The sequence below is a fragment of the Goodfellowiella coeruleoviolacea genome, assembly GCF_024171785.1.
Taxonomy (GTDB): domain Bacteria; phylum Actinomycetota; class Actinomycetes; order Mycobacteriales; family Pseudonocardiaceae; genus Goodfellowiella; species Goodfellowiella coeruleoviolacea.
Genome location: NZ_JAMTCK010000002.1, coordinates 517798 through 544373, shown reverse-complemented (window position 1 = coordinate 544373; position 26576 = coordinate 517798). Strand labels below are relative to the sequence as shown.

Genomic DNA, 26576 nt, shown 5'->3' with positions numbered 1-26576 from the left:
CACACAGGCCTTCCCGGCTCCCCTGCCCAACGCCTACTGTGTTCCGGCGTGCCTCTGCATTCCGGCGTCATCCATTCCACCCCCTGTCGCACCAGCACCGCCCGGTCCCACGCGCCACGGCCACCTCGGCGGCGTGCCCGGCTGTTGCGCCAGACCGCGGCCGTGGCCGCGGCGAGCCTGCTGGCAGGTCTGCTCGCCGGCTGCGGCCCGAGCGACGCCCAGGCGGTGCGCCCGGATGTGGCCGGTCCCGCCACGATCCGCGTTCCGGAGCAGGCGCCGACGATCCAGGCCGCGGTGGACGCCGCCCGCTCCGGCGATCTCGTGCTCGTGGCGCCCGGCGTCTACCACGAGACCGTCCAGATCCGCACCCCGGACGTGGTGCTGCGCGGCACGCAGCGGGCCGGTGTCGTCATCGACGGCGAGGTGCGGCGCGCGAACGGCGTGGTGGTGACCGCGCCGGGCGTGGCCGTGGAGAACCTGACGGTCCGCAACAACACGCTCAACGGCGTCCTCGTCACCGGGCTGTCCGACCAGAGCGGTGGCGTGGCCAGGGGCAGCGCCGGCTACCAGCGGCTCGATCCGGCCAGCCATCCCCCGTTGCAGGGCTTCCGGGTCTCCTACGTCACCGCCAGCAACAACGGGCTCTACGGCATCTACGCCTTCGACGCCCAGCACGGCGTGATCGAGCACAGCTACGCCTCGGGCAGCGCGGACTCCGGGATCTACGTGGGCCAGTGCAAGCCGTGCGACATCCTGGTGCGCGACAACGTGGCCGAGCGCAACGCCGTCGGCTACGAGGGCACCAACGCCTCCGGATCGATGTACGTGGTCGGCAACCGGTTCAGCGGCAACCGGGTCGGCCTCACCTCGAACTCCGACTACCAGGAGGCGTTCGTCCCGCAGGAGGACGCGGTCATCGTCGGCAACCTGGTGGCGGGCAACGGCGAGCCGACCTCGCCCGCGCAGGCCGACGGCGCGTTCGGGTTGGGCGTCGGCCTGGCCGGCAGCGCCAGGAACCTGGTGGCGCGCAACCGGATCACCGCCAACCCGGTCGTCGGCCTGGTCATCGGCTCCGCCGAGGACCTCGCGCCGGTGGACAACCGCGTGCAGGGCAACGTGATCACCGGTGCTGCCACGGCCGTGGCCTACACCGCAAGCAGTCGGGCTCCTGGTTCGGGGAACTGCCTGCGGGACAACACCGTCGAGCCGGCCGCGCCCGAGTTGTCCGGCGCCTGTCTCAGCGGCCCCGGTGCGCCGTTCACCCAGCCGACCGCGCCGCCGGGTGTCCCGTTCACCCAGGTGCCCGCCCCGCCGGCACAGCCAGAACTACCCGATGCCGCTTCCGCCCCGGCACAACCGGCGCACGGGCTGCCCGGCACCCCTGACCTGGACGCGGTGCCGGTGCCGGCCAACGACCTGCTCGTCGACCGGGCGGCGGTGCGGCCATGAGGCGGACCGCGCTGCTCCCCGTCGTCCTGTTCGCGCTGTTGGCCGGGTGCGCGTCAGCCGCCGAACCCCGGCCGCTGACCACCACCGAGGCCGAGCAACTGGCCATGGTGCGGTTCACCAACTACAGCCAGCAGACCGCCGATCTCACCACCACCGTGCCGGCACCGGGCGGGCGGCTCCGGCTCACCGGCCGGGTCGACTTCGTCAACCACGTGGGATACGCCAGCCTGGAGACCGAGGGCCGCAGTGACCAGGACTCGACCGGGCTGGTGCTGTGGAACCTCACCACCGTGGCCTTCCACCCGGGCCCAGCCGGCCAGCTGAACGAGCCGCCACCGCCGGACAGCTGGCAGGTGCGCGAGTTGCGGGAGAACGGGTCGGAACTGGACGGGGCGCTGCGGCTGATGCTCAACCTCGCGGCCGACCGACCGGACAACGCGCAGCTGCTGGCCCAGAGTTCGGCCCGGTGGCTGCGCGCGGACAGCATCGGCGCGGTGTCCGTGGCGGTGCTGGAAGGGCCTCAGCAGGCCGGCCAGGCACCGAGCGCCCAGCCCGGCGACGCGCGGCTGCGGTACTGGCTGGACGCCGAAGGCCGGCTGCACCGGGTCGAGGCGCGGCTGGGCAACCAGCAGGAGTTCGCGGTCATCGACTTCACCGGCCCGGGCGGCCCCATGCCCACGGTTCCCGGCGTCCCGCTCCCCGGACAGTGAACGGCCGTCCGCGACCGCCGACCACACCCACTGTCCACTGAGGACAGGAATACCCGGGCGAGGCATCCGGTTCCCCTCCATCCTCTTCCACGGGGCCACCTACGACGTGCCGCCTTCCACCGCGTGCACGCGTTCTCCGGATGCGCTCGACGCAGGCACTCCAGCCACGGACCGGTGCGGAGCCGGAGCGGATCGCCCGTGTCACGCCTGATCATCCGGTCCTTCTCGGCGGCGGCGGTCGCCACGAAGCCGGGAACGCCCTCGGCGGACCCACCGCCCACCAAGGGCTGGCGCAGCACGGCATCGGGCTCGCCGACAGCACACCACGCACTAACCGGAAAGACCCGTCCGGTTTTCGGTTAAAGTGAGAGACATGACCGGTCAGGCCGCTCAACTGCCGCGCGTGTCCCCCCACAGGCCACCCGAGACACCGCGGCTGCGCGCCGACGCGCAGCACAACCGCGACCGCATCCTGGCGGTCGCCCGCGAGACCTTTGCCACGCTCGGCCTCGACGTGCCCATGGCCGCGATCGCCCGGCGCGCCGGCGTGGGGGTGGCCACGCTCTACCGCCGCTTCCCCACCAAGGAGGCACTGGTCACCGAGGCGTTCGCCGAGCAGATCGCGGCATGCGTCGCGGTCGTCGACGACGCGCTCGCCGACCCCGACCCGTGGCGCGGGTTCTGCTCGGTCATCGAGAAGGTGTGCGACATGCACGCCGTGGACAAGGGGTTCACCGCCGCGTTCCTGTCGGCGTTCCCCGACTCGACCGTCTTCGACCACCAGCGCGCCCACGCCGAACTGGGGTTCGTCAAGCTGGCGCAGCGGGCCAAGGACGCCGGGCACCTGCGCGCCGACTTCGCGCAGGACGATCTCGTCCTGCTGCTCATGGCCAACGCCGGCATCGTCACCCAGTCCCCGGAAGCGGCCCTGGCCGCGTCCCGCCGACTCGTGGCCTACCTGCTCCAGTCCTTCCGGGCCGACCACACCGGTCCGCCCCCGCCCCTCCCCCCAACCACCCCACTCGGCCTGCAGGACGTGTTCTACCGTCCAAAGCCCTGACCTGCCGCGCGGCTTCTGGTGGAGCCACGCGCACACCCACCACCACCCGCGGCCCCAGCACCGCTCACCCGACCCGAACAGGACGACCACGCGGTGCGGTGCCCCTCGAAGCGTCCGAAGAGGACGTGAAAGAGGGGCACCTACGCGCACACCGTCCACATCGGACAGCGTCCCGCCGGTCAGACGCTGACGCCGTCGACCTGGAACGTCTGCACGGACTGGGCCGCGAAGGAAACGCGCAGCTGCTTGCCGGTGAGGTAGGTGTCCTGGTGGGCGGTGTAGCGGTCTCCGGTGCCCGAGGTGAGGGTGTTCCAGCGGGGTACCAGGCCGCCGGTGCCGCCGCTGACCTGGCCGAACCTGCTGAGGTCGAAGGTCAGGTTCTGCGCAGCGCCCGGGTTGACGGCCACGATGACCAACCTGCGGGCGGCCGGGTCGTAGGCCGCCACCGCGTGATCGGAGCCGGTCTCCAGGATGCGCATGCCGGGGCGGATGTGCCGGGTGAACTGGGCCAGCACGTAGAGCTTGGTCTGGACGGCACCCGGTTGCAGGGTGTCGGGGCTGTAGTGGATCAGGGCCCAGCCGGGTGAGGGATCCATGACCTGCCAGTAGCACCAGGCGGTCGGGTGCAACCAGCGGAAGTCCAGGCACAGGTTGGTGGCCAGGGTCAGGCCGGTGCCGTCGCTGTCGCCGGTCTCGGAGTTCCACAGCTTCTTGCCGGCCGCGCGCACGTCCGCGTACAGCAGGTCGCGGCGTCCGCCTGAGCCCTGGTAGCCGTGCACGTTGACCTGGTCGACCAGGCTCCGGGTGCTGGCGTCGAAACCGCCCCAGGTGGTGCGCGCCAGGTCGTAGCTGGTCTCGTCGGACGCGGAGATCCGCGTGCCGGTCAGGCCGCGCGCGTCGAGTTCCGCGCGCAGGTGGCCGAGGACCGTGCGCTGCACGGCGGCGTCGATGTGGCAGCCCTCCTGCGTGCCGTCGGCTCGCCACCAGGTGGACGACGGCTCGTTGAACGGCTCAACGGTGGCGAACCGGACGCCCCAGTGGTCCGCGGCGTAGCGGGCCGTGGTCGCCAGGTGGACGGCGAACTGGCGGTAGTTCCACGGCTGGAGGTTGTTGCCGCCGTCCGCGGCGCCGGACGGGTTGTGGTTCAGACACATCCACCACATCGGCGAGTTGGCGAACAGTTCGGTGATCGCGCCGCGTTCACTCGCCTTGACCAGTGCGGCGCGCTGGGTGGCGTCGGCGTTCCAGTTCCAGGCGGAGGACGCCGGATCCTCGCTGTGCCAGTCCTGCCAGTAGCCCTCGACCTGTTTGAACCGCGGGATGTTGGGTGAGGCGACCATGGTCTCGCCGGCGACGCTGTTCCAGCTGCACGCGCCCAGGTTGTAGCGGGCGATGTTCAGGCCGAGGCCGGGCAGCGAACGGCCGTTGTAGGTGACGGACTTGGTGGTGAAGAACAGGTCGGCGAAGTCGTTGCGCTGGCCGAAGACGGTGGCCCACCACGCCAGTGAGGTGCCCCAGCCCTCCCACTGCCCGTGGTCGGTGCCGGGGAGGACGGTCACGGTCTCGTCGGCCCGCGCCGTCCCCGTGTTCACCACGCTGCCGAGCAGCGCGCCCGAAGCAGCCGCCAGCAGTGTCCTGCGCCGCACCATGATCGCCTCCTGTCCGCGCGGGCCCTGACACATGAAGCGTGGTGCGTGGACGGGTGCTTGTCGATCGGCTGGATAGCGCTTTCTCGTGCCAACCGCCGACCCGGTACCCGGCTACGACCGGCCGATGCCGGGCTGGTGCGCCCGCGCGGGGCGGGTCAGCGGCTGGCGAGCGCGTGCACCGTGTCGGCGCCGCGGAAGGCGTGCCGGTAGGCGTGCGGGCTGATGCCGACGATCCGCTTGAACCGGTCCCGGAAGGCCGTGGCGGAGCCGAACCCGGTCTGGCTGGCGATCCGGTCGATGCCGTGGTCGGTGCTCTCCAGCAGGTACTGGGCCTGGCGGATGCGGGTGCGGTGCAGCCACTGCAGCGGCGTGGTCCCCATCTGCTCGCGGAAGCGCCGGTTGAGCGTTCTGGTGCTCATGCCGGCGTGGTTGGCGATGTCCTCCAGGGTGAGGTCCTTGCCGATGTTGTCGGTCAGCCAGCGCAGCACGGGTTCCAGCAGCGAACCCTGTGGGGTGGGCGGCAGTTCGTGGACGATGAACTGGGCCTGGCCGCCCTCGCGCTCCAACGGCATCACCGACAGGCGGGCGGCGTCCGCGGCGACGGCGGAGCCGTAGTCGCACCGGATCATGTGCAGGCACAGGTCCAATCCGGCGGCGGCGCCCGCCGAGGTCAGGAACTGCCCGTTGTCCACGTAGAGCACGTCGGGGTCCACCACCACCTCGGGGTGGCGCCTGGCCAGCAGGGCCGCGGCGATCCAGTGCGTGGTGGCGCGCAACCCGTCGAGCAGACCGGTGGCCGCGAGGATGAAGGCGCCCGAGCAGATCGAGGCGATCCGGGTGCCGTTGGCGGCCGCCGCGCGCAGCGCGTTCAGCACGTCCTCCGGCAGCGGCGCGGTCGGGTTGGCGCACCCGGGCACGATGATGGTGTCCGCTTCGGACAGTGCGTCCAGGCCCCACGGCGCCTGCAGGGTGAACACGCCAGCGTCCACCTGGGGACTGGCCGCGCAGATGCGGACCCGGTAGGCGGGTCGGCCGTCGGGCAGGCGGGTCCGGCTGAACACCTCGATCGGGGTGGACAGGTCAAAGGCGATGACCCCGTCCAGGGCGAGAACAGCCACGGTGTGCATGACGACAACTTAGGCCACCGGCGAAATCCCGCCAATCCCGACCTGACCAGCGGATTCCACTGGAATCCGGACAATCTCCCGGCACGCGCGGGCGTCCGGCGGTTGGCGAGAATCCGATGAAATGTGGCAATCCAGCCGGTTCCGGTTGACCGTGGCGCTGGCTACCGTCAGCGCCGGCACCACCCCTCCCCCACCAGACAGGACCGCTGCCGGATGCTCGCGCGCAGACCGTGTTGTTCGCCGGATGGCGATCCGTTGGACGCCATCGCGCCCCGCGCGCACGGGCCCCTGCCGGCCGGCCACGAGCCCGGGGTCCGGCTGTCACCGGCCCCGCACCGCGCTTCATCTGTGAAAGGCACGTTGTTCCCGTGACAAAAGCACTTCTCGCCATCCACGTCCTGGCCGCGATCATCGCGGTCGGGCCGGTGACGGTGGCCGCCAGCATGTTCCCGGCCGCCGCCCGCCGCGCTCGTGCCCTTCCCGACGACGCGCAGGCCGTGGCCGTGCTGCGCACCCTGCACCGGATCTGCCGGATCTACGCGGCGATCGGGGTGGTGGTCCCCGTCTTCGGGCTGGCCACCGCCAGCAGCCTGGGGGTCATGGGGGATGCCTGGCTGGTCGCCTCGATCGTGCTCACCGCGCTGGCCGCGGCCGTGCTGGCGCTGATCGTCCTTCCTGGACAGACCGCGGTCCTGGCCGAGTTCGACACCACCGCCACGCCCACGAGCACCGCCACCTCCACCGGCGCCACGATCACGGCGGTGTCCACCGCCACGGCGGTGACCGGGACGGCGCAGCGCGCCGCCGCCCGGCTGGCCATGTACACCGGTGTGTTCAACCTGTTGTGGGCGACGGTCACCGTGCTGATGATCGTGCGCCCCGGCTCCACCACGGGAGTCTGAGCCGTGAACCCGTCACTGCGTCCCCTGCGGATCGCCGCCGCGGTCGAACTCCTCTCCCTGCTCGTGTTGCTGGTCAACCTCGCCACCGTGCACCTGCCGGCGGTCTCCTCACTGATCGGCCCCACCCACGGCTGCGCCTACCTGTTCGTCATCATCGCCACCGTCCGGTTGCCCGGCACCGCCACCCGCACCAAGCTGCTGTCGCTGGTTCCCGCCATCGGCGGTGTGCTCGTGCTCAGGACCGGTAACGCCGCACCAGCAGGACAGCGGCAGCGGTGAACCCGATCACGGCAACGCACGCGCGCAGCAGTGCGGGGGGCATCCGGCGGCCGACGCGTGCGCCGATCTGGCCGCCGACCAACGAGCCCACGGCCAGCAGCAGCGCCGGCCACCAGGCGATCTCCGCGACCACGACGAAGATGGCCGCCGCCGCCGCGTTGATCACGCCGATGCAGATGTTCTTGATGCCGTTCAACCGTTGCAGGTCGTCGTTGAGCAGCAACCCGAGCAGCGCCAACACGATCACGCCCGCGGCGGCGCCGAAGTAGCCGCCGTAGCCGCCCGCGACGAAGATGCCCGCGCACAGCAGTGGGCCGCCGGACGCGGTGCTGTCCCTGGACCGGCGCGCCAGTCGCTTCTTCAGCCACGGCTGGGCCACCACCAGCAGGCTGGCCGCCAGGACCAGCAGGGGCACCACCGCGTCGAAGGTGGCCTCGGGCAGCACCAGCAGGGCCAGCGCGCCACCGCTGCCGCCGAGCAGGGCGACCGTGCCGAGCACCAGCACCCGCCGCCGCTGGCCGCGCAGCTCCCGCCGGTAGCCGAAGGCACCGCTGAAGTTGCCGGCCACCAGCCCGACCGTGTTGGACATGTTGGCGAGCACCGCGGGATAACCCGCGGCCAGCAGGACGGGAAAGGTCACCAGGGTGCCGGAGCCGACGATCGTGTTGATCAGTCCAGCGGCGATCCCGCTGCCCAGGACCAGGGTTGCCGTCAGCGCGTTCATCCTCGCTCCACCCGTTGTCGGTCCGACCCGCTCACCCGGACGTCACGAACCGCCGGAACCGCCTGGCGACCTCGTGGGGCGCGGTGGTGGGCCGGCCAAGCCGATCGAGCGACCCGACGGCGATCCTGGTGTGCAGCAGGTGTGGGCCCGGCCGGGTCAGCGCGTCCTGGAACGCCTCGGCGAAGCCGTCGACCTCGTCGCACACGGCCGCGCCGCGATACCCGCACGCCAGGGCGACCTGTCCGAACGAGACAGTGCCGGACACGGTCCGCTGTCCGCCGGTGGAGTCGTGCGCCTGGTTGTCGAGCACCACGTGGATCAGGTTGTCCGGCCGGCAGGCGCCGATGGTGGCCAGGTTGCCCAGCTTCATCAGGGCGGCGCCGTCGCCGTCCAGCACCACGACCCGCCGGCGGGTGTTGAGCGCGATTCCCAATCCGAGCGCGCTGGCGCATCCCATGGAGCCGACCTGGTAGAAGAACTGTTCCCGGTCGCCGAGGGTGAACAGTTCCCGTCCGCACTTGCCGGTGCTGGCGAGCACGGCGACGTCCGGCGGCACCAGGTCGGTGACGCTGGCCAGCACGTGGACCCGAGCCGGGCGGTCCCGGCCGCGGCAGTGGTCGGCCAGTCTCCCGGACGTGGTGGGCGGCTGTGGTGCTGGCGGGTCCAGCGGCTGGCCCGCGCTCACCGCACCCCGCTCCACGACCAGCGCCACCGGCAGTTCCGCAGTGGCCAGCAGGTGGCGCACCTCGTCCAGCGCGGGCCGAACCAGGTGCGCCTGATCGGGAAACGGGCGGTGCCGGACCCGGATCGTGGTGAGCAGGTCGTGCATGACCTGACCCATCACCTCGTGCTGTGGTTCGTCGCGCAGCCCCGGTTTGCCCCGCCACGTGCACAGCAGCAGCACGGGGATGCGGAACGGGTGGCACAGCGAGGTCAGCGGGTTGACCATGTTGCCCAGTCCGGAGTTCTGCGCCAGCACCACCGGGGTGTGCCCGGCCAGCCAGGCGCCGGCGGCCAGCGCCACCGCCTCGCCCTCGCTGGTGGCGCCCACATAGGACAGTCGTGGGTGGTTGATCGCGGCGTTGATCAGGGGTGTCAGGAACGAGCAGGGCACGCCGGTGTAGAAGTCGAAGCCCTGGTCCAGCGCCGCGTCCAGGAACGCGCTCGGGCCGATCACGGTCCCGCCCCCGCGGTCGTCTCGTCGCCGTGCCAGGAGCTGTAGCGCAGGGTGGCCGCGTCCAGTTCGTCGTAGTCGAGGAAGTCGAACACCTCCTGCACCGAGACCAGCGCCGGTTCCACGGCGGTGAGCCCGCGGTTGGCCGCGATCGACTGGCACACCTGGCGCATGGCCAGCACGGCCGCCCGCATGTTCTGGTTGGCCCAGATCAGCATGGCGACGCCCGCGCGTTCGAACGCGTCGACGCCCACCCCGTGGTAGGTGGTGGGGGTGATCACCAGGGGACACCGGCCCGCCCACTCCCGGGCGAAGTCCAGCACCTCCCTGCCGTCCTGCTGCTTGGAGTGGATGAAGACGGCGTCGGCGCCGGCGCGGCGGTAGGACTCCGCCCGGTGCAGCGCCTCGGTCAGGCCGCGACCGGAGACCAGTGCCTCGACCCTGGCCACGACGCAGAACTCCGCGTCGAGCTGGCTGTCCTTGCAGGCCCTGATCTTGCCGCAGAACTCGCGCTCGTCCGCGAGCGGCTGGCCGGTGCCGAGGAACGAGTTGGTCTTGGGGAACAGCTTGTCCTCCAGGCACACCGCGGACACCCCGAGCCGGCCCAACTGGCGGACCAACCGCCTGGCGTTGTTGAAGTTGCCGTAGCCGGTGTCGCCGTCGACCACGATCGGGACCGTGGTGGCGTCCACCATGAACGCGACGGTGTCCAGCAGCTCTTTGGTGGAGAGTTCGTTGCTGTCGCGCACGCCCAGCGCGGTGGAGATGGCGAAGCCGGAGGCCCAGATCCCGGGGAAGCCGGCGTGCTGCGCGATCCGCGCGGACAGTCCGTTGTGCGCCTCCATCAGGAAGCTGATCTCCGGTGCGGCCAGCATCGCCCGCAGGCGGGCCGACCTGGACGGTGGCTGGGCCGGTCGGGTGCTGTCCATGGCGGGCTCCTCCCGGTCGGGGGCCGGCGGTGGGCTGGACGGGTCACGCCGTTGGCTGGTCATATCCCCAGTCCGCCCGGTCGTGCCGGGAGCGGCGCAGCGTCGCGGTCCGCTCCACGGTGTTGGTCAACTCGACCTGGTCCAGGTAGCCGTAGCCCTCACCGTTGCCCAGCTTGATCAGTGAGCCGTTGCCGGTGAACCCGTGCGGCACGCAGGGGCCGACCCACAGGCTGTCGTCGCGGTTGAGCCGCTGGCGGCGCAGCGTGCCGTCGGTGTCCAGCCACCAGGCGATCATGCTCCCGTCCGTGGCGAGGTAGTGGCTGGCGCCGTGGTCGACCAGGTTGGCCGGCTGCGCCGCCGACCGGTCCACCCGCATGAACAGGCCGACCAGGTCCGGCAGTTGGGGGGCGGCGGCCATGGAGGCCACCGTGTAGGAGTGGAACTCGCGGATGGTGGCCCTGCTCTGCTCGATCGAGCAGCTGGTCTTGCCGATCGCGTCGTGCTGGTGCGCTGGCGGCAGCAGCAGCCGGTAGTCCAGGCCGAGCACCGCGCCGAGCCGGCGCAGCGCCACCAGGTCCAGCGCGGCGGTGTCACCGGCGAGGTGGTCGTCGAGGTGCTGGCGGCTGATGCCGGCCGCGCTGGCCAGTGCGGCCACGGTGAATCCCCGGCGGGTGGCGGCGATGGCCAGCATGGCCGCGTGCGCGTCGGCCGACCAGTCCTCGACGAACCGGTCGAACACCGGGTCCGGCCAGTGGTTGGCCAGTGCCAGCAGCGCCTGGAGGTTGGACTTGCAGGTGTAGGAGATGATCCTGGCCGGTTCGGCCGTGGCCAGTGCGTAGCTGTGCGGCCGGTAGGAGGGCTCCAGGTAGGAGTCACCGATGATCCAGGCCGGGTCGCCGTCGTGGTTGGCCGCGAGCCTGGCCCAGGTCAGCTCGTTGATGTCGGTTCCCCACCGGCCGAAGATGTCACCCGGTCCGATGTTGATGGTGATGGCCGGTTCGAGGTGGCCGTTGTTCAGCTTCGGCAGCCTCCCCTGTGGACAGAGGATGTCCAGGACGACCGGGGCGATCCAGCCGGTGGGTGCGGGCAGCGAGTAGTAGTTGTAGAAGTGGATGTTGTCCCGCCACACCGCGCGCCTGGTCGCCTCGGTCTCGGCGGCGCTCTGGTGGATCACCGCGGGTTGACGTCCCCCACCGGCGGTCAGCTTGTCCGGTGCCACGTTCAGGGCCTTGGCCAGCAGCCGCACGTCGGCCATGGCCAGCGGGATCTCCTCGGGTGCGTCCTTGCCGGGCAGGTCCAGTTCCAGGCCGGTCAGCTCGCGCAGGTGGGTGGGGGTGAGCTTGCGCGCGTTCAACCAGTGCATCAGCTTGTACACGTCCACCGAGGTCGTGGGCGAGGACATGGGAACCTCCAGAAGACGGGCGGGGCCGGATCGGCCGGGTCGCGGGGTGCCGTCAGGGAGCGCGGTCAGGGAGTGCGGGCAGGGGGCGTCGTCAGCGCGGTCAGCAGCGCGGTGAGTTGCGCCCGGGACATGTGCCTGGGGTTGTTGGTGAAGCGGTCGTAGGACAGGACGTCGTCGGCCAGGCTGGTCGGGTCGATGCGGCGGAGCTGGGCGAGCTGGTGCGGCGCGGGCAGCCCCAGCCGGCGCACCAGCTCGGCCACCCGGCGGGCCGCCGCGGCCGGTGTTGGCGCGCGGAGGTGGCGCACCACCGCGCGCACCACCGCCAGGGTGTGCGCGACGCCGCGCGGGTCGTGGCAGTCCCGCTCGCCCACCTCGGCGTTGAAGCACAGCACCGCGCCGAGGGTGAGCGCGCACGCGTGCCCGTGCGCCAGGCCGAGCCGGGCGGTCATCGGATAGGACAGGGCGTGCGGGATCGTGGTCCTGGTGCGCGCGATGGCCAGGCCGGCGGTCAGGCTGGCCCGGCTGAGCAGGCTGCGCGCGGTGACGTCCGCAGGTGCCGTGAGCACCGCGTGCAGGCCGTCGGCGGCCATCCGCACCGCCGGCAGGCTGAACCGCAGCGACTCCTCGTCGGCGGCCACGGCCCAACTCGACTCCACCGCCTGGGACAGCGCGTCCAGCCCGGCGCTGGCCCAGACCGAGGTGGGGGCGCTCGTGGTCAGCACGGGGTCGACCACGGCCAGGTCCGGGAACAGCTGGGGGTGGTCCAGGGCGTGTTTGCGCCCGGCCCGGTCGTCCCACACGGTCGCCGTGCGGGTCACCTCGGCGCCGCTGCCGGCGGTGGTGGGCACGGCGACCAGCGGCACGCGGCGCGGCGCGGGCACACCGTGGCGCAGCGCGTGCGCCACCGACGTGGTGCCCGACAGCAGCAGGGCCACGGTCTTGCCGGTGTCCAGCACACTGCCGCCGCCGATCGCCACCACGCCGTCGGCACCGGCCCGCCTGGCCAGTTCGAGCACCGCCTGGATGCTCTCGCCGGTCGGGTTGGGCCGGCTGTTGGCCACGACGACGGCCGCGCCCAGCCGGCGGCACTGGTCCACGACCTGGTCCAGCCACGGCTTGGCCGGCCCGCCACGACCGGTCAGCACCAGGGGGCGACGCGGGACCGCGGCCGCGCCGAGGCGGTCCCGGACCAGGGCGGCCAACTGGGTTGCCGCGCCCCGGCCGAACACCACCCTGGTCGGCACGTAGCTGGGAGTCGGCAGGTCGGTCGGGCCGGCGGTGTCGGGGTCACCGCCGGAGCAGGGGGTGGACCCGCCGCGACCGCGCGGGTGTCGGGTGGGGCCGGCCATGTCGTCCTCCTCGGAGGCGGGGTTGCCCTCGGGGAACCGGCTAGGCCAGTCGGCCGAACAGCGGGGGCCGGTCCGCCACCAGCACCCGGTGGACCTCCTCGGCCACCCGGCGCCGCTGGCTGTGCTCGGATGTGTCGGACAGGAAGGCGCGGTGCGCGCTGACCACGGTGTTGGGCAGCGCGATGATCTGCCGGTTGACCGGGTGCGCGGTCGGGTCCTCGGGGCTGAACACGTCCGCGGCGTAACCGCCGAGCCGGCCGGTGCGCAGGGCCCGCAGCACCGCCTCGGGCTGGACCAGCCCCCCGCGTGCCGTGTTGACCAGCAGCGCGCCCGGGCGCAGCGCGCGCAGTGCGGCGTGGTCGAGCAGGTTGCGGGTGCTGGCGTCCAGCGGCGCGTGCACCACCACCGCGTCGGACTCGGCCAGCAACCCGGCCAGTGAACTCTGGGCGGTCACGCCGTAGCCGCGCATCAGATCGGCGTGCACGTACGGGTCGTGGGCGAGCACCCGCTGGTAGAACGGCTGGAGTTTGCGGCTGGTGGCGCGGCCGATGCGGCCGAAGCCGATGATGCCGACGGTGCGGTCGGCGGTGCGCCTGGGCACGCCGCCGCCGTGGATGCTCCACCGCCCGGCCTTGACCAGGCTGTCCTGGCTGACCAGGTGGCGTTCCAGCGCGAGCAGCATCGCCACGGTGTGGCTGCTCACCTCGTCGACGCAGTAGTCGGGGACGTTGAACGCCAGGATTCCGTGCTGGGCGAGCAGTTCGGCGTTGAGGTTGTCGGTGCCCACGCCCTGGCGGGCGACCACCCGGCAGTGCGGTGTCAGCGCCGCCACCACCGCCGGGGTGATCTCGGCGCGGTGGATGACCACGGCGTCGGCACCGGACAGGCTCTCCAGGAACGCCGGTCCGGAAACGTCGAAGCCGCCCTTCCGGTGGGGGCCGAACCGGATGTCCACCGCGTCGGCGTAGACGGCTCGTTCGACATCGGCCCGGCCGGCATCGAGTTCGCCGGCGGAATTGACCGCCCAGGCCGGATCGGTGTAAACGACAGTGGGCATGCTGATATCACCTCGGGAGTCCGCGGAATCCAGCGGGAAACGCACCAACAACCACGCGGCGCAGCCGAGTCGGCTGCCGCCGCCTACAGCACCACGGTTTTCACCCGGGTCATCTCGCGCATCGCGTAACGCACCCCCTCACGGCCGCGGCCGCTGTCCTTGACGCCGCCGAACGGGATGTTCGGCGCCTCGAACTGGGGACCGCCGTTGATCACCACCGTGCCCACGACGAGTTGTCCGGCCGCCCACAGCGCGTCGCCGATCCGCTGGGTGAACACCCCCGTCTGCAGGCCGTGGGGCCCGCTGTTCAGGTAGTCCACGGCGTCGCGCAGCCCGCTGACGCGCACGATCGGCGCGCACGGTCCGAAGGTCTCCGCGCACACCAGCGCCGCGTCCCTGGGAACGTGGTCGAGCACGGTGGGCCAGTACTGCGCGCCGCGGCGCTGGCCGCCGACCAGCAGGCGCGCGCCGGCCGCCACCGCCTCGTCCACCCGGCGCGCCACCCGCACGGCCGCGGCCTCGTCGATGAGGGTGCCGATGTCGGTCTCCGGGGCCATCGGGTCACCGACGGTGAGCCGGCTGGCCGCCCGCGCCAACTGGGCGGCGAACCGGTCGGCCACCCGCTCGTCCACCAGGACGCGCTTGACCCCGCGGCAGGACTGCCCGGCGGTGCCGAACGCGCCGGTGACCGCCGCGGCGACCGCGGCGTCCAGGTCGGCGTCGTCGGCCACGACCAGCGCGCCGACATCGCCCAGTTCGAACGCGCTGTGGGTCAGGCCGATGCGGCGTGCCAGGTGCTTGCCGACCGCCACGCTGCCGGTGAACGTCACCATGTCGACGTGCTCGCAGCTCACCAGCGCCTCGCCGACCTCCTGGGCCTCGCCGGTGACCAGTGCGATCATCTCCGCCGGCAGGCCGGCGGCCAGCAGGGTGCGCACGAACCGCACCGCGGTGAGCGGGGCCTTCTCCGAGGGTTTGACGATCACGCTGTTGCCGGTGGCCACCGCCGGCACCACCTTGGTGACCACCTGGTTGAGCGGCCGGTTGAACGGGGTGATGGCGCAGACCAGGCCCAGCGGCTCGGGCAGGGTCAGGGCCAGCCTGGCCGGCCCGTTCGGGGTGACGTCGGTGGTCATGGTCTCGCCGCCGAGCCGGGTGGCCTCGGCCGCGCCGAACCGCAGCTGGGCCACGGCGCGCCGCACCTCGTTGGCCGCGTCCCTGCGGGCCGTGCCGGTCTCGGTGACGATGGAGTACACGAAGTCCTCGGCGGCGTCCGCCACCCGGTCGGCCGTGTCACGCAGGATCTCGCCGCGCTCGAAGGCCGAGAGCGCGCAGCGGAACGCCTTGGCGGCGCGGGCGGCCTCGACCGCCTGGTCCGCGCTGGCCCGCCCGGCGTGCCCGACGACCTCGCCGGTGTAGGGGTTGGTCACCGGCAGGACCTGGTCGACGGGCAGCCACCGGCCGCCGCTGAGGATCGAACCCATCGGTCATCTCCAGCTTTCGAAGAAAACGTCCCGCGTCACCGGTGAATGACATCTCACCGCCGCTCGACGAATTTCTGTTTCAGCGACAAGGACTGGACACATCTCGCGGAGCCAATTGTCCGCGTTTCCGGCCAGCACCCCGAGGAACGATTCCGATGATAAGCAGGGAGTTTTTTTACCGTCAAGACACCTGCCGTTTGTCACCCGTTCCGGACATCGTCAACCAGCGAATACCCCTGTTGTCATCGATCGCTCATTCAATGATTCTCCGGAAATTCGCCGGAGCGCCCAGCCGTCGGCGCGCGCCGGTGTGGCCCAGCGCCGCCGTCCGGTGGCGGTGGAGTCCGTGGCGCAGTTCGACCACCGCGGCCTGCTCACCGTGTCGCTGCCGGAGGCACCCAGGCACTCGACGCTCTCGTCGGGCGGTGGCCGCTCCCCGGCGGTGCCCCACCCGCGCCGGTCGCGGCCGCACCGCACTCCCCCGGGCGCCCACTTCCCCGTGTTCCCGGGAATTCACCGACAACGCGAACCAGAAAAACCCGGACCTGCCGGTCGTGTCGCAGCCCGGTGCGGCGAGACCGATTCGTGACCACGAGGGTGGCGGGAAAGGTTGCGGCGGAGCGCCGCGAGGCTGATCATTCGCAGGCAGAGTGGCACACGCTGCGTGCTGAGACCACGTCGGAGCGCTACCAGCCCGCACGTCGCAGTGCCCCTGGGGGAAGGACGTTGTATTCGTGACCGGGTTCCTGGTCAGGCGACTGCTCAACTACCTGTTGCTCTGCCTGGTCGCCACTTTTCTCGCCTACCTGCTGGCCGCGCAGACCTTCGACCCGCTGGCCGTGCTGCAGTCCCGCAACCCCGCCCCGCCCCCGGAGGCGATCGCCGCCAAGGCCCACGAGTTGCACCTCGACCAGCCGGTCATCCCGCGCTACCTCGACTGGCTCGGCAACGCGCTGCACGGGGATTTCGGGCGGACCGTTGACGGCGCCCCGGTCAGCGCGGAGCTGTGGCGGCGGGTCGGGGTGAGCCTGCGCCTGTTCCTGCTGGGCACGGTGATCGGCATCGCCGTCGGGGTGATCTGCGGTGTGGTCAGCGCCATCCGCCAGTACCGGTTCACCGACTACGCGATCACCGTCCTGTCCTACGTGATCCTGTCGACCCCGGTGTTCCTGCTCGGGCTGCTGCTCAAACAGGCCGCGCTGAACGTCAACCAGGGCCTGGGCACCGAGCTGCTGCGGTTCACCGGCGAGGTGACGCCCAACTTCAGCGGCGGGTTCGGCGCGGCCCTGCTGGACCGGCTCCAGCACCTGGTCCTGCCCACGCTCACCATCGCCCTCGGCCAGATCGCGCTGTACTCCCGCTACCAGCGCGGCGCCATGCTGGACGTGCTCGGCAGCGACTTCCTGCGCACCGCGCAGGCCAAGGGGCTCACCCGGCGGCGGGCCCTGGTCAGGCACGGCATGCGCACCGCGTTGATCCCGATGACCACACTGTTCGCCTTCGGGTTCGGCACCCTGGTCATCGGCGGGGTGTTCACCGAGAACCTGTTCAGCTGGTTCGGCATGGGCGACTGGCTGGTGCACGGCATCGGCGCGCAGGACGCCAACATCACCGCCACGGTCACGCTGTTCGTGGCCGTCTGCGTGCTGCTCTCCGGCTGGCTGTCCGACGTGCTGCACGCGGTGCTCGACCCGAGGGTGAGGGGATGAACCGGATGGCCGCGGACACCGCGAACACCCCGGGCGGGCCCGACGCGCCCGCGACGGCGACGGCCGGGGCGGTGCGGCTGGGCGCGGCGGCCGGCGCCACGCGTGGTCGGCTCACGCTCCGGCGGTTCCTGCGCAACCGGCTGGCGGTGGCCGGCGTGGTGGTGATCGTGCTGCTGTACGTGCTGGCCTTTGCCGCGCCGCTGTTCTCCCCGTGGGACTTCACCAGCCAGGACCCCGACGCCTACCTGTCGCCGCCCAGTGCCCGGCACTGGTTCGGCACCACCCAGATCGGCGGCGACGTGTTCGTGCAGACCATGCGCGGCCTGCAGAAGTCGCTGTCCATCGGGTTGCTCGCCGCGGTGGTCTCCACCGGGCTGGCCGCCGTGGTCGGCGCCGCGGCCGGCTACTTCGGACGCTGGGCCGACCGCGCGCTGATGTGGCTGGTCGACCTGATGCTCGTGCTGCCGGGGTTTCTCATCCTGGCGATCATGAGCCCGTGGCTGCGGGAACGCGGCTGGTTCTTCTTCATGCTGATGCTCGCCGCGTTCATGTGGATGATCACCGCGCGCATCGTCCGCGGCATGACCCTGACCCTCAGGGAACGCGAGTTCGTCAAGGCCGCGCGGTTCATGGGCGAGTCGCCGTGGCGGATCATCTTCCGGCACATCCTGCCGAACATGGCGTCCCTGCTGATCGTCGACGCCACCATCAACGTCGGGTCCGCGGTGCTGGCCGAGACCGGGTTGAGCTACTTCGGTTTCGGGGTGCAGCCGCCGGACGTGTCGCTGGGCACCCTCATCCGCGACGGCGCGCCGTTCGCGCTGACCTCGCCCTGGCTGTTCCTGCCCGCCGGCCTGCTGCTCATCCTCGGGGTGCTCGCGGTCAGCTTCGTCGGTGACGGGCTGCGCGACGCGCTGGACCCGCATGCCTCGCACGGCCGGTTCAAGGAGAAGAAGAACGCATGACAACCGCCGAAGCCGCAGCGGCGCCGGACGAGCGTCCCGACGCGGACCCGGTGTTGCGCGTGGACGACCTCCAGGTCAGCTTTCCCAGCGAGGCCGGCCGGGTGCACGCTGTGCGCGGCCTGAGCTACCACGTCGACCGCGGCGAGGTGCTGGGCATCGTGGGTGAGTCCGGCTCGGGCAAGTCCGTGTCCTCGCTGGCGGTCATGGGGCTGCTGCCCGCCCAGGCCCGGGTCTCCGGGTCGATCCGGTTCGCCGGCCGCGAGCTGATCGGCCTGTCCGACCGGGAGCTGTCCGGCATCCGGGGCAGGCGGATCGCCATGGTGTTCCAGGACCCGTTGTCCGCGCTGACCCCGGTCCACACCGTCGGCGACCAGGTCGCCGAGGCCCTGCTGGTGCACGGCGGCGGCAAGCTGTCCACAAAGGACGCGACAGCCCGGGCGGTCGAACTGCTGGACCTGGTGGGCATCCCCAACGCCGCCGCGCGGGCCAGGGCCTTCCCCCACGAGTTCTCCGGCGGCATGCGCCAGCGGGTGGTGATCGCCATCGCGATCGCCAACAACCCCGATCTCATCATCGCCGACGAGCCGACCACCGCCCTGGACGTCACCGTGCAGGCACAGGTCCTGGAGGTGCTCAGGACCGCCCAGGAGGTCACCGGCGCCGGCATCGCGATCATCACCCACGACCTCGGCGTGGTCGCCGGTTTCGCGGACCGGCTGATGGTGATGTACGCGGGACGCGCGGTGGAGACCGGACCGGTGCGCGAGATCTACTCGGCTCCCCGGATGCCCTACACCCTGGGCCTGCTCGGCTCGATCCCCCGGGTGGACGTGGCCGAGAAGCAGCCGCTGGTGCCGATCGAGGGCCAGCCGCCGTCCCTGTCGGAGCTGCCCCCCGGCTGCCCGTTCGCCCCGCGCTGCCCCCTGGCCGTGGACGCCTGCCGCGCCGCCGAACCGCCGCTGGTCCCGGTGACCGGCACCGGGGGCGTGGCCCACCGGGCGGCCTGCCACCGCAGCGAGGAGTTGGCCGGCGACCGGTCCGCCGAGGAGACCGCCGTCCAGGTGTTCGGCGCCGAACTGGTCGAGCCGACCGACCTGGCCACCGTGCCCCGCGCGCGGCGCCAGACCGTGCTGCGGGTCGACGGGCTGGTCAAGCACTACCCGCTCACCAGGGGCACGCTGCTGCGCCGCCGGGTCGGCACGGTGCGCGCGGTGGACGGCGTCTCCTTCGACATCGTGCGGGGCGAAACCCTCGGCCTGGTCGGCGAGTCGGGCTGCGGCAAGACCACCACGCTGATGGAGATCCTCAGCCTGGCCAAGCCGACGGCCGGCACGATCAGCGTGCTCGGGTCCACTGTGGAGTCACTGGGGCGGGCCGAGGCCAAGCGGATCCGCCGGGATCTGCAGGTGGTGTTCCAGGACCCGACGGCCGCACTCGATCCCCGGCTGCCGGTCTTCGACATCATCGCCGAACCCCTGCGGGTGCACGGGTTCGACAGGCCGCACATCCGCCGGCGCGTGGCGGACCTGCTGGAACTGGTCGGCCTGCGCCCGGAGTTCGCCGCCCGCTATCCGGCCGAGTTCTCCGGCGGCCAGCGCCAGCGCATCGGCATCGCCAGGGCACTGGCGCTGGAACCGAAACTGGTGGTGCTGGACGAACCGGTGTCCGCGCTGGACGTGTCCATCCAGGCCGGTGTGATCAACCTGCTGGACGAACTCAAGGCGAAGCTGTCGCTGTCCTACCTGTTCGTCGCGCACGACCTGGCCGTGGTGCGGCACGTGGCCGACCGGGTCGCCGTGATGTACCTGGGCAAGATCGTCGAGATCGGTGACGCGCCCTCGGTGTTCGGTGCGCCGCGCCACCCCTACACCCGTGCCCTGCTCTCGGCCGTGCCCGTGCCCGACCCCGTGGTGGAGCGGCGGCGCGAGCGGATCATCCTCACCGGTGACCTGCCCAGTCCGGCCGACCCGCCGTCCGGCTGCCGGTTCCGGACCCGCTGCTTCACCTTCGCCGCGCTGCCCGAGGACCGGCGCGTGCTGTGCGTGGAGCGGGAACCCGTGCTCGACGCGGCCGCCGACCACGCGGCCGCCTGCCACTACCCCCGGGACAGCACCTCGCTCCAGCGGGTGTGAGCGGCCCCGAGCGGTGTGCGAGGGACCCTCGCGATGAGAGGAGAAGATGGTGGGGACAGCACGACGCCACTGGGCGTTCACCGTGGCACCGCTGGCGGTCGGAGCGTTGCTGCTCTCGGCGTGCGGCGGCGGTGCCGGCCAGGGCGGTGGCAGCAACGTCCAGGTCCGGGAGATGACCGGCAACGACATCAACCCGCAGCCGGCGGACCAGCTCAAGGACGGCGGCAACCTGAACCTGCCGCTGGTCCAGTGGCCGCAGCAGTGGAACTACAACCAGGTGCAGGGTGTCGGTGTGGACCTCGCCCTGGTCAGCAGGGCGCTGATACCCGAGGTCTTTCTCAGCGAGGCCGACGGGACGGTGCGCCCCAACCCCGACGTGCTCACCGAGTGGAAGCTGCTCTCGACCGAGCCGCAGGTCATCCAGTTCACGATCAACCCGAAGGCCCGCTGGTCGGACGGGACCCCCATCACCTACCAGGACTTCGTCGCCACCTGGAAGGCGAGGAACGGCACGGACACCGCCTACCAGCCGGCGAGCACGGCCGGGTGGCAGGACGTCAGCTCGGTCGAGCGCGGCGCTGACGACCGGGACGTCCGGATCACCTTCGCCAAGGTCTACGCCGAGTGGCAGGGACTGCTGCAGTTCCTCTACCCCGCCTCGCACTACGCCACGCCCGAGCAGTTCAACGAGGACTGGGTGGGGCAGCTCCCGGTGACCGCCGGGCCGTTCAAGGTCAAGAGCATGGACAACACCGCCAAGGTGCTCGTCCTGGAACGGGACCCGAACTGGTGGGGGGAGAAGCCGAAGCTGGACACCATCACCTTCAAGACGGTGCCGGCGTCCGCCCAGCCCCAGGCGTTCCAGGCCGGTGACATCGACGCCGTGGACATCGGCCCGGACGTGGCCACCTTCCAGACCATCCAGCAGGTGCCCAACGCGGTCATCCGCAAGGCGCTGGCCCCGGACTGGCGGGTGCTGAACTTCAGCGCCAGGCCGGGCACGCCGCTGGCGGACGTGGCGGTGCGCACCGCGCTGTTCAAGGGCATCGACCGGACCGCGCTGGGCAAGGCGGTGCTCGGTCCGATCGTGCCGGACGTGCGCCCGCTGAACAACCACATCTTCGTGGAGGGGCAGAAGGGCTACCAGGACAACGGCGCCCCGTACGACTTCGACCCGCAGCAGGCCCAGGCCGAACTCGACGCGGCCGGCTGGAAGCTGGCCGAGGGCAACCCGATCCGCGCCAAGGACGGCACGCCGCTGCGGATCACCCTCACCATTCCCTCGGGCATCCCGACCAGTTCCAACGAGGCGCAGATCTTCCAGCAGCAGCTGAAGAACATCGGGGTGGACCTGCAGATCAGCACGGTCGACCTGAACGCGTGGCAGACCCAGTACCTGCAGACCGGCAACTTCGAGCTGCTCAACATGGCCTGGGAGGGCACGCCGTTCCCGATCAGCTCGGTCACCTCGATCTACACCTTCGACCCGGGCAACGTGAACCAGAACTACGGCCGGATCCCGGACACCACCGGCATCAACGAGCTGTTCCGGCAGGCGAACGAGGAACTGGACGAGGCCAAGCGGATTGAGCTGGCCAACAAGATCGACCAGGCGGCCTGGCAGGAGGGCTTCTCCCTGCCGCTCTACCAGCGCCCGGACGCGTGGGGCGTGAGGAAGGACCTGGCCAACTACGGTGCGTTCGGCTTCGCCGAGGTCGACTTCACCAAGGTCGGCTTCACGCGGTAGTGCGCCAGTCCTGGCCGAGGCCGGTGCGACACGGCCTGCTCACGACCGCGCTGGTGGCAGTGGTCTGCCTGGTCGTGGCGGCCGCGTCCGCCGTGTCCTGTTCGGACGCGGCCGCCGAGATCGGCACGCTGACCGCGCGAGCACGCGGCACACTGACCACTGTGGACGGACACGCGGTGACGGTGTCCTGGCCGCTGCCCGACGGCGCCACGGCCACCGCCCGCATCGACCTCGCCGCGCCCCCGCCGCCCGTGGGCACGACCACCGAGATCGCCTACCAGCCGGCGGATCCCTGGCACGCGGTGATCCCGGGCGCGAGCCTGCTGGCCGACGCCGACCGCGCCCTGAACGGGCTGGTGTTCGCCGCGCTGGTGGGGTTGGCGGTGCTGGTGGCCGCCGGCTGGCGGGTGTGCGGCCGGGCGCGGCTGTTCCGCCGGCCCGCCCGCCGGGCACTGGTCCGGCGGGTGCGGGTCCAACAGGGACTGCTGACCCGGTCCTGGCTGGAGACCGAAACCGGGCCGCCCCGGTGGATTCCGGTCTACTTCGACCCGGTGCTGGTGAGCCTGCCCTCGCCCGCCGAGGTGACGCTGTACGGCGACCCGCGCGCGGACCGGCTGGTGGCCGCGGCGGTCGACGGCGTGCGGCTGCACCCGTCCGGGCCGGTCCGCGCGCACGAGCCGAGAGGGCGGCGCGGCGACAACCCGACGCGTCCCGACGAGCACGCCCGCGCCCGGGCACGGGCGGTGTCCGGACTGGCCCGGCAGTTCCGGGTGGATTCGGCGACCCTGGTGCCCGCGCCACTGGTGGGTCTGTTCTGGACCTTCCTCACCGACGGGGGTTTCCCGGCCTGGGCGGCGGCCACCGCGATCACCGCGGCGCTGGGCCTGTGGCTGTCGGCGTGGCGCGGTTCGGACCCGTCCTGACCGTGCCGCTCCCGCACGTCAGCGGTGCACGACGGCCCGCTCCAGCAGCTGCTGCAGCACGCACTGCTCCTGCTTGCTCAGGCCGGCCAGCGGCGATTCCTGGTTGAGCACGTCGAGGAGCCGTTCCCGCAGTGCGGTGCCGTCCTCGGTGAGCACCAGCCGCTTGGCGCGGCGGTCGGTGGGGTGCGGCTGGCGCTTGATCAGCCCCTGCTTCTCCAGCTTGTCCACGACGAACGTGGCGTTGGACGGCTCGCAGCTCATGCGCTCGGCCAGTTCCCGCATGGTCATCGGCCCGCTCAGCTCGCGCAACGCGGTGGCCTGGGGCGCGGTGAGACCGAGCGTGGCCGCGCGGACGCGCACGTGGTCGCTGATCTGGTTCGCCAGTGAGTTCACCAGCCCGCACAGCTGCCGTTCGGCAGCGGCCTCCGACTCACCGGTTGACATGCGTCGAGCATACCAGCGCATCAAGGCGAAATATTTCAAGCTTGATTTGTTCTAGCTTGAAGCTTATGGTTCCCTCGCCTCGGTCGGCGGTACCGGATCCGACCAGGCAGTCCCACGAACCAGGAGGTCACAACCATGGCGAACCCCCAGCAGCACCAGACCGTCCAGGCAGGACACCCGACCCAGGCAGCACGGCTGCGCAGGCCGTCCCCGCTCCGCTCGCTGCGCCTCGGCGACACCACGGTGACCTACGTTCCCGACGGACTGGTGCTGCTCCCGGCGCGGGGCTGGCTGCGGGACAGCACCGAGGAGGTGTGGGCCGCCCACCCGGAGTACCTCGACGAGACCGGCAACCTGGTGGCGAGCATCGGCGGGCTGCTGGTGCGGCGCGACGACCGGGCCCTGCTGATCGACGCGGGCTTCGGGCCGCAGTCGGCGCCGGCCAACCCGAGCGTTCCGCACGGCCCCATCCACGGTGGCGCACTCCTGGACAACCTGGCCGCGCTGGGCGTGCGCCCCGAGCAGATCGAAGCGGTGGCCTTCACCCACCTGCACACCGACCACATCGGCTGGGCCTGGCATCCCGCGCCGGGCAGCGACCAGCCGGCGTTCACCAACGCCACCTACCTGTTCAGCGAGCCGGAGTGGACACAGCGCCACCTGGCGAAGGACACTCCCCCGCAGGCCCTGGCCGCGCTGGCGCCCCGGGTGCGCACCACCACCGACGGCGAGGAGATCTTCCCCGGGGTGCGCGTCCTGTTCACCGAAGGCCACACACCCGGGCACGCGACCTACGTCATCAGCTCGGGCGGGCAGCGGCTGATCGCCTTCGGCGACGCCATGCACACGTCACTGCAGATCGACCACCCCGAGTGGTCCGCGGCCCCCGACCACGACCGCGAACAGTCCGCCGAGTCCCGCCGCCGCCTGGTCGCCGAGTTGGCCCAGCCCAACACCATCGGCTTCGGCGTGCACTTCGCCGACGTGGTGTTCGGCCGGGTCCAGCCGGACGGCACCGGCCCGGCCTGGCGCCCGGTCGACGAAGCCTGATCCCGACCGGCGCCGCGGGCCCACCGCGCGAGCGCGCGCCAGGCTCTCCTGATTGGTCAAGTGGTCTAGACCCATTGACACTGTGGTCTAGGCCACTTTACCTTCGGGTGGCTGGCCGAGGCGGCGGCCACGGGCTCGGGTGTTCGCGCCACCACCCGCACCCGTTCGGTGCGCCGCCCCGGCCGGCCAGTGCCAGTCCCTCACCGCGCCCCTGCCCCGTGGAGGACGACCATGCGAACCAGCCCAACCAGGGTGGCCGCGACCGCACTACTGCTCGCCGGGTTCCTGTCCACCGCGGGCACGGCCACCGCGGCCGACACTCCCCCTGCCACCGCCCCGGCCACCCCGGTGGCCGCCGCCCCGATGACGGCGGCGCCCTACTACATGCCGCTCGACAACAACCCGCAGGACGTGGCCGACATCCTGGCCAACAGCGGGGTGAAGCACCTCATCCTGGCGTTCGTGCTGGCCCCCAACACCGGCGGCTGCACACCGACCTGGGACGGCAACCCGGCCCAGCCGGTGCGCACGGACACCGCCGTGGCCGCCACGATCGCCGCGATCCGCGCGGCCGGCGGTGACGTGTCGGTCTCCTTCGGCGGCTACAACGGCGTGGAACTGGGCGCCGCCTGCTCCGACGCCACCTCCCTGGCCAACGCCTACCAACAGGTCGTCGACAAGTACTCGCTGCGCTACATCGACCTGGACATCGAGGGCGACGACCTCGGCGACGTGGCCGGCGAGACCCGCCGGTTCCAGGCCGTGCGCACGCTCAAGCAGCGCAACCCCGGCCTGCACGTGTCCCTGACGCTGCCGGTGACCACGATCGGGCTCAGCGATCTCGGCAAGAGCGAGATCACCAGGGCCAAGAACACCGGCACGGACATCGACCTGTTCAAGGTCATGCTGTTCGACTACGGCGGCCCGGCGGGCAACCAGGCCAACGACGTCATCCGGATCGCCGAGCTGGTGCACGGCCAACTGCGCCAGCTGCACCCCGAGTACGACGACGCCACCGCCTACGCGCGGACCGGCGCGATCCTGATGAACGGCCACACCGACCAGCCCAGCGAGCTGTTCACCCAGGCCACCTTCACCGCCGTGCGCGACTACCTGCGCGCCCACCACCTCGGCCGGTTCTCCTTCTGGTCGCTCAACCGGGACCGCGCCTGCACCGGACAGGTGGGGTGGGTGGACGGCAGGTGCAGCAGCGTGAGCCAACAGCCCTACGAGTTCGCCAAGATCATCGCCCAGTACCAGGGCTGAGGGGGTTCTGCCATGCCTGCCAACAACACCACCCGCGTCCGCGGAACGCGTCACCGGCTGACCGCGCTGCTGCTGGGCCTGACGCTGCCCACCCTGGCCGCGCTGGGCGGCGCGCCCACCGCGACCGCCCAACCCGGCTCCGCCCCGCCGCCCGCTGCCGCCGCCCAGCTCCGGTCGGCCCCCTACATCGACATCACCATGCCCACCCCGTCCCTGGTGGACGTGGCCAGGGCCACCGGGCACAAGGTGTTCACCCTGGCCTTCGTGCTGGCCGACAGCACCGGCTGCAACCCGTCCTGGGGCGGCACACTGCCGTTGACCGACGCCCGGATCCTCAACGACATCAAGGCGTTGCGGGCGATGGGCGGCGACGTGGTGGTGGCCACCGGCGGCGCAGCCGGGCCCTACCTGGAGTACACCTGCCGCAGCGCCGACGCCCTGGCCGCCGCCTACCGCAAGATCCTGGACACGGTGGGCAGCAACCACCTCGACGTGGACATCGAGGCGACGGTGCCCCAGGACGTGGTCAACACCGCGCTCGCCACCCTGCAACGGGAACGCGGCACCACGGTGAGCTACACCCTGCGGGTGCTGGGTGACGACTACGGCCTGGACCCGTACTCGGTGGACGTGCTGCGCAGTGCCGCGGCGCACCGGGTTGACGTCCTGGTCAACCCGATGACCATGGAGTTCGGCTCCAGCCGACCCAACTGGGGTGACGCGGTGATCGCCGCGGCGCAGGCCACCCTGGCCCAGATGCGCCAGGTCTGGCCCGCGCTCAGCGACGCCGAGCTGAAGAGCCGCCTGGGCGTCACCCCGATGATCGGCCGCAACTACAACGGGAAGGTCTTCGACACCGGCCACGCGCGGCAGTTGGTGAGCTGGGCCGCCAGCAACCACATCGGCCTGCTGGCGTTCTGGTCGGTCGGCCGCGACAACGGCTCGTGCGCCGGCGGCGGGGTGTCCCCGACCTGCAGCGGGATCGCCCAGGGCCAGTACGAGTTCACCCGGATCTTCGCCGGGTTCACCGGCTGAACCGGCCGGC

23 protein-coding genes are annotated in these 26576 nt (G+C 71.7%); 13 read left to right on the top strand and 10 right to left on the bottom strand.

The genetic code is table 11. From position 1 onward, the window contains the following. Positions 1 to 144 precede the first annotated feature (144 nt). The 3 genes from LX83_RS05775 to LX83_RS05765 all read left to right on the top strand — a co-directional run bounded on the left by LX83_RS05775 (position 145) and on the right by LX83_RS05765 (position 3219). Positions 145 to 1449, top strand: a complete 1305-nt coding sequence (locus LX83_RS05775) for a right-handed parallel beta-helix repeat-containing protein (protein ID WP_253767796.1) — start codon at positions 145 to 147, stop codon at positions 1447 to 1449. Then, entirely contained in the window at positions 1446 to 2159 is a 714-nt protein-coding gene (locus tag LX83_RS05770; protein ID WP_253767795.1) for a hypothetical protein, read from the top strand. Before LX83_RS05775 ends, LX83_RS05770 begins: the two co-directional genes overlap by 4 nt. Positions 2160 to 2562: 403 nt before the next feature. Beyond that, entirely contained in the window at positions 2563 to 3219 is a 657-nt protein-coding gene (locus LX83_RS05765; RefSeq protein WP_253767794.1) for a TetR/AcrR family transcriptional regulator, read from the top strand. Positions 3220 to 3398: 179 nt separating this feature from the next. Here the strand turns inward: LX83_RS05765 and LX83_RS05760 are convergent, their stop codons facing one another. Both LX83_RS05760 and LX83_RS05755 read right to left on the bottom strand, forming a co-directional pair. Beyond that, complete coding sequence (locus LX83_RS05760) at positions 3399 to 4868, bottom strand: glycoside hydrolase (RefSeq protein WP_253767793.1); 1470 nt, start codon at positions 4866 to 4868, stop codon at positions 3399 to 3401. A gap of 155 nt (positions 4869 to 5023) precedes the next feature. Beyond that, positions 5024 to 5995, bottom strand: a complete 972-nt coding sequence (locus LX83_RS05755) for a GlxA family transcriptional regulator (RefSeq protein WP_253767792.1) — start codon at positions 5993 to 5995, stop codon at positions 5024 to 5026. Positions 5996 to 6363: 368 nt separating this feature from the next. Here LX83_RS05755 and LX83_RS05750 point away from each other — a divergent pair, with 368 nt between their 5' ends. Then, positions 6364 to 6897, top strand: a complete 534-nt coding sequence (locus tag LX83_RS05750; protein ID WP_253767791.1) for a hypothetical protein — start codon at positions 6364 to 6366, stop codon at positions 6895 to 6897. Positions 6898 to 6900: 3 nt separating this feature from the next. Continuing rightward, positions 6901 to 7176, top strand: a complete 276-nt coding sequence (locus LX83_RS05745) for a DUF3817 domain-containing protein (protein ID WP_253767790.1) — start codon at positions 6901 to 6903, stop codon at positions 7174 to 7176. Here the strand turns inward: LX83_RS05745 and LX83_RS05740 are convergent. The 7 genes from LX83_RS05740 to LX83_RS05710 all read right to left on the bottom strand — a co-directional run bounded on the left by LX83_RS05740 (position 7133) and on the right by LX83_RS05710 (position 15295). Beyond that, positions 7133 to 7900 carry a sulfite exporter TauE/SafE family protein gene (locus LX83_RS05740; RefSeq protein ID WP_253767789.1) on the bottom strand — a complete coding sequence of 256 codons (768 nt, stop codon included), beginning with the start codon at positions 7898 to 7900 and terminating at the stop codon, positions 7133 to 7135. The two genes, LX83_RS05745 and LX83_RS05740, sit on opposite strands and share 44 nt — an antisense overlap. A 31-nt stretch (positions 7901 to 7931) precedes the next feature. Beyond that, on the bottom strand, positions 7932 to 9077 hold the full coding sequence (gene aepY / locus LX83_RS05735) for a phosphonopyruvate decarboxylase (RefSeq protein ID WP_253767788.1): 1146 nt from the start codon (positions 9075 to 9077) through the stop codon (positions 7932 to 7934). After that, positions 9074 to 10003 (bottom strand): phosphoenolpyruvate mutase, encoded by a 930-nt coding sequence (aepX, locus tag LX83_RS05730; RefSeq protein WP_253767787.1) that lies wholly within the window; start codon positions 10001 to 10003, stop codon positions 9074 to 9076. The genes aepY and aepX overlap by 4 nt, the downstream gene beginning before the upstream one ends. Before the next feature lie 43 nt (positions 10004 to 10046). Continuing rightward, a complete protein-coding gene (locus LX83_RS05725; RefSeq protein WP_253767786.1) occupies positions 10047 to 11405 on the bottom strand; it encodes a histidine kinase in 1359 nt (452 codons plus the stop codon). A gap of 65 nt (positions 11406 to 11470) precedes the next feature. Further along, positions 11471 to 12754 (bottom strand): phosphonoacetaldehyde reductase, encoded by a 1284-nt coding sequence (locus tag LX83_RS05720; protein ID WP_253767785.1) that lies wholly within the window; start codon positions 12752 to 12754, stop codon positions 11471 to 11473. A gap of 40 nt (positions 12755 to 12794) precedes the next feature. Next, positions 12795 to 13811, bottom strand: a complete 1017-nt coding sequence (locus LX83_RS05715) for a C-terminal binding protein (RefSeq protein WP_253767784.1) — start codon at positions 13809 to 13811, stop codon at positions 12795 to 12797. 83 nt (positions 13812 to 13894) lie between these two features. Then, a complete protein-coding gene (locus LX83_RS05710; protein ID WP_253767783.1) occupies positions 13895 to 15295 on the bottom strand; it encodes an aldehyde dehydrogenase family protein in 1401 nt (466 codons plus the stop codon). Positions 15296 to 16029: 734 nt separating this feature from the next. Between LX83_RS05710 and LX83_RS05705 the strand changes: the two genes are divergently transcribed. From LX83_RS05705 to LX83_RS05685, 5 genes are read left to right on the top strand one after another with little or no spacing between them, the layout of a single operon-like run. Next, on the top strand, positions 16030 to 17004 hold the full coding sequence (locus LX83_RS05705) for an ABC transporter permease (RefSeq protein ID WP_253767782.1): 975 nt from the start codon (positions 16030 to 16032) through the stop codon (positions 17002 to 17004). Next, positions 17001 to 17969 carry an ABC transporter permease gene (locus LX83_RS05700; protein ID WP_253767780.1) on the top strand — a complete coding sequence of 323 codons (969 nt, stop codon included), beginning with the start codon at positions 17001 to 17003 and terminating at the stop codon, positions 17967 to 17969. Before LX83_RS05705 ends, LX83_RS05700 begins: the two co-directional genes overlap by 4 nt. Next, positions 17966 to 20101 (top strand): ABC transporter ATP-binding protein, encoded by a 2136-nt coding sequence (locus LX83_RS05695; protein WP_253767778.1) that lies wholly within the window; start codon positions 17966 to 17968, stop codon positions 20099 to 20101. The genes LX83_RS05700 and LX83_RS05695 overlap by 4 nt, the downstream gene beginning before the upstream one ends. Before the next feature lie 49 nt (positions 20102 to 20150). Beyond that, positions 20151 to 21848, top strand: coding sequence for an ABC transporter family substrate-binding protein (locus LX83_RS05690; RefSeq protein WP_253767776.1), 1698 nt, complete (start codon positions 20151 to 20153; stop codon positions 21846 to 21848). A gap of 53 nt (positions 21849 to 21901) precedes the next feature. Beyond that, positions 21902 to 22771 carry a hypothetical protein gene (locus tag LX83_RS05685; RefSeq protein ID WP_253767774.1) on the top strand — a complete coding sequence of 290 codons (870 nt, stop codon included), beginning with the start codon at positions 21902 to 21904 and terminating at the stop codon, positions 22769 to 22771. Between the two features lie 18 nt (positions 22772 to 22789). Here the strand turns inward: LX83_RS05685 and LX83_RS05680 are convergent, their stop codons facing one another. After that, positions 22790 to 23215 carry a MarR family winged helix-turn-helix transcriptional regulator gene (locus tag LX83_RS05680; protein WP_253767772.1) on the bottom strand — a complete coding sequence of 142 codons (426 nt, stop codon included), beginning with the start codon at positions 23213 to 23215 and terminating at the stop codon, positions 22790 to 22792. A gap of 135 nt (positions 23216 to 23350) precedes the next feature. Here LX83_RS05680 and LX83_RS05675 point away from each other — a divergent pair, with 135 nt between their 5' ends. The 3 genes from LX83_RS05675 to LX83_RS05665 all read left to right on the top strand — a co-directional run bounded on the left by LX83_RS05675 (position 23351) and on the right by LX83_RS05665 (position 26566). Continuing rightward, positions 23351 to 24265 carry an MBL fold metallo-hydrolase gene (locus tag LX83_RS05675; protein ID WP_253767770.1) on the top strand — a complete coding sequence of 305 codons (915 nt, stop codon included), beginning with the start codon at positions 23351 to 23353 and terminating at the stop codon, positions 24263 to 24265. A 231-nt stretch (positions 24266 to 24496) separates the two neighbouring features. Further along, entirely contained in the window at positions 24497 to 25531 is a 1035-nt protein-coding gene (locus LX83_RS05670; protein WP_253767768.1) for a chitinase, read from the top strand. A 12-nt stretch (positions 25532 to 25543) separates the two neighbouring features. Then, a complete protein-coding gene (locus LX83_RS05665) occupies positions 25544 to 26566 on the top strand; it encodes a chitinase (RefSeq protein ID WP_253767766.1) in 1023 nt (340 codons plus the stop codon). Positions 26567 to 26576 lie beyond the last annotated feature (10 nt).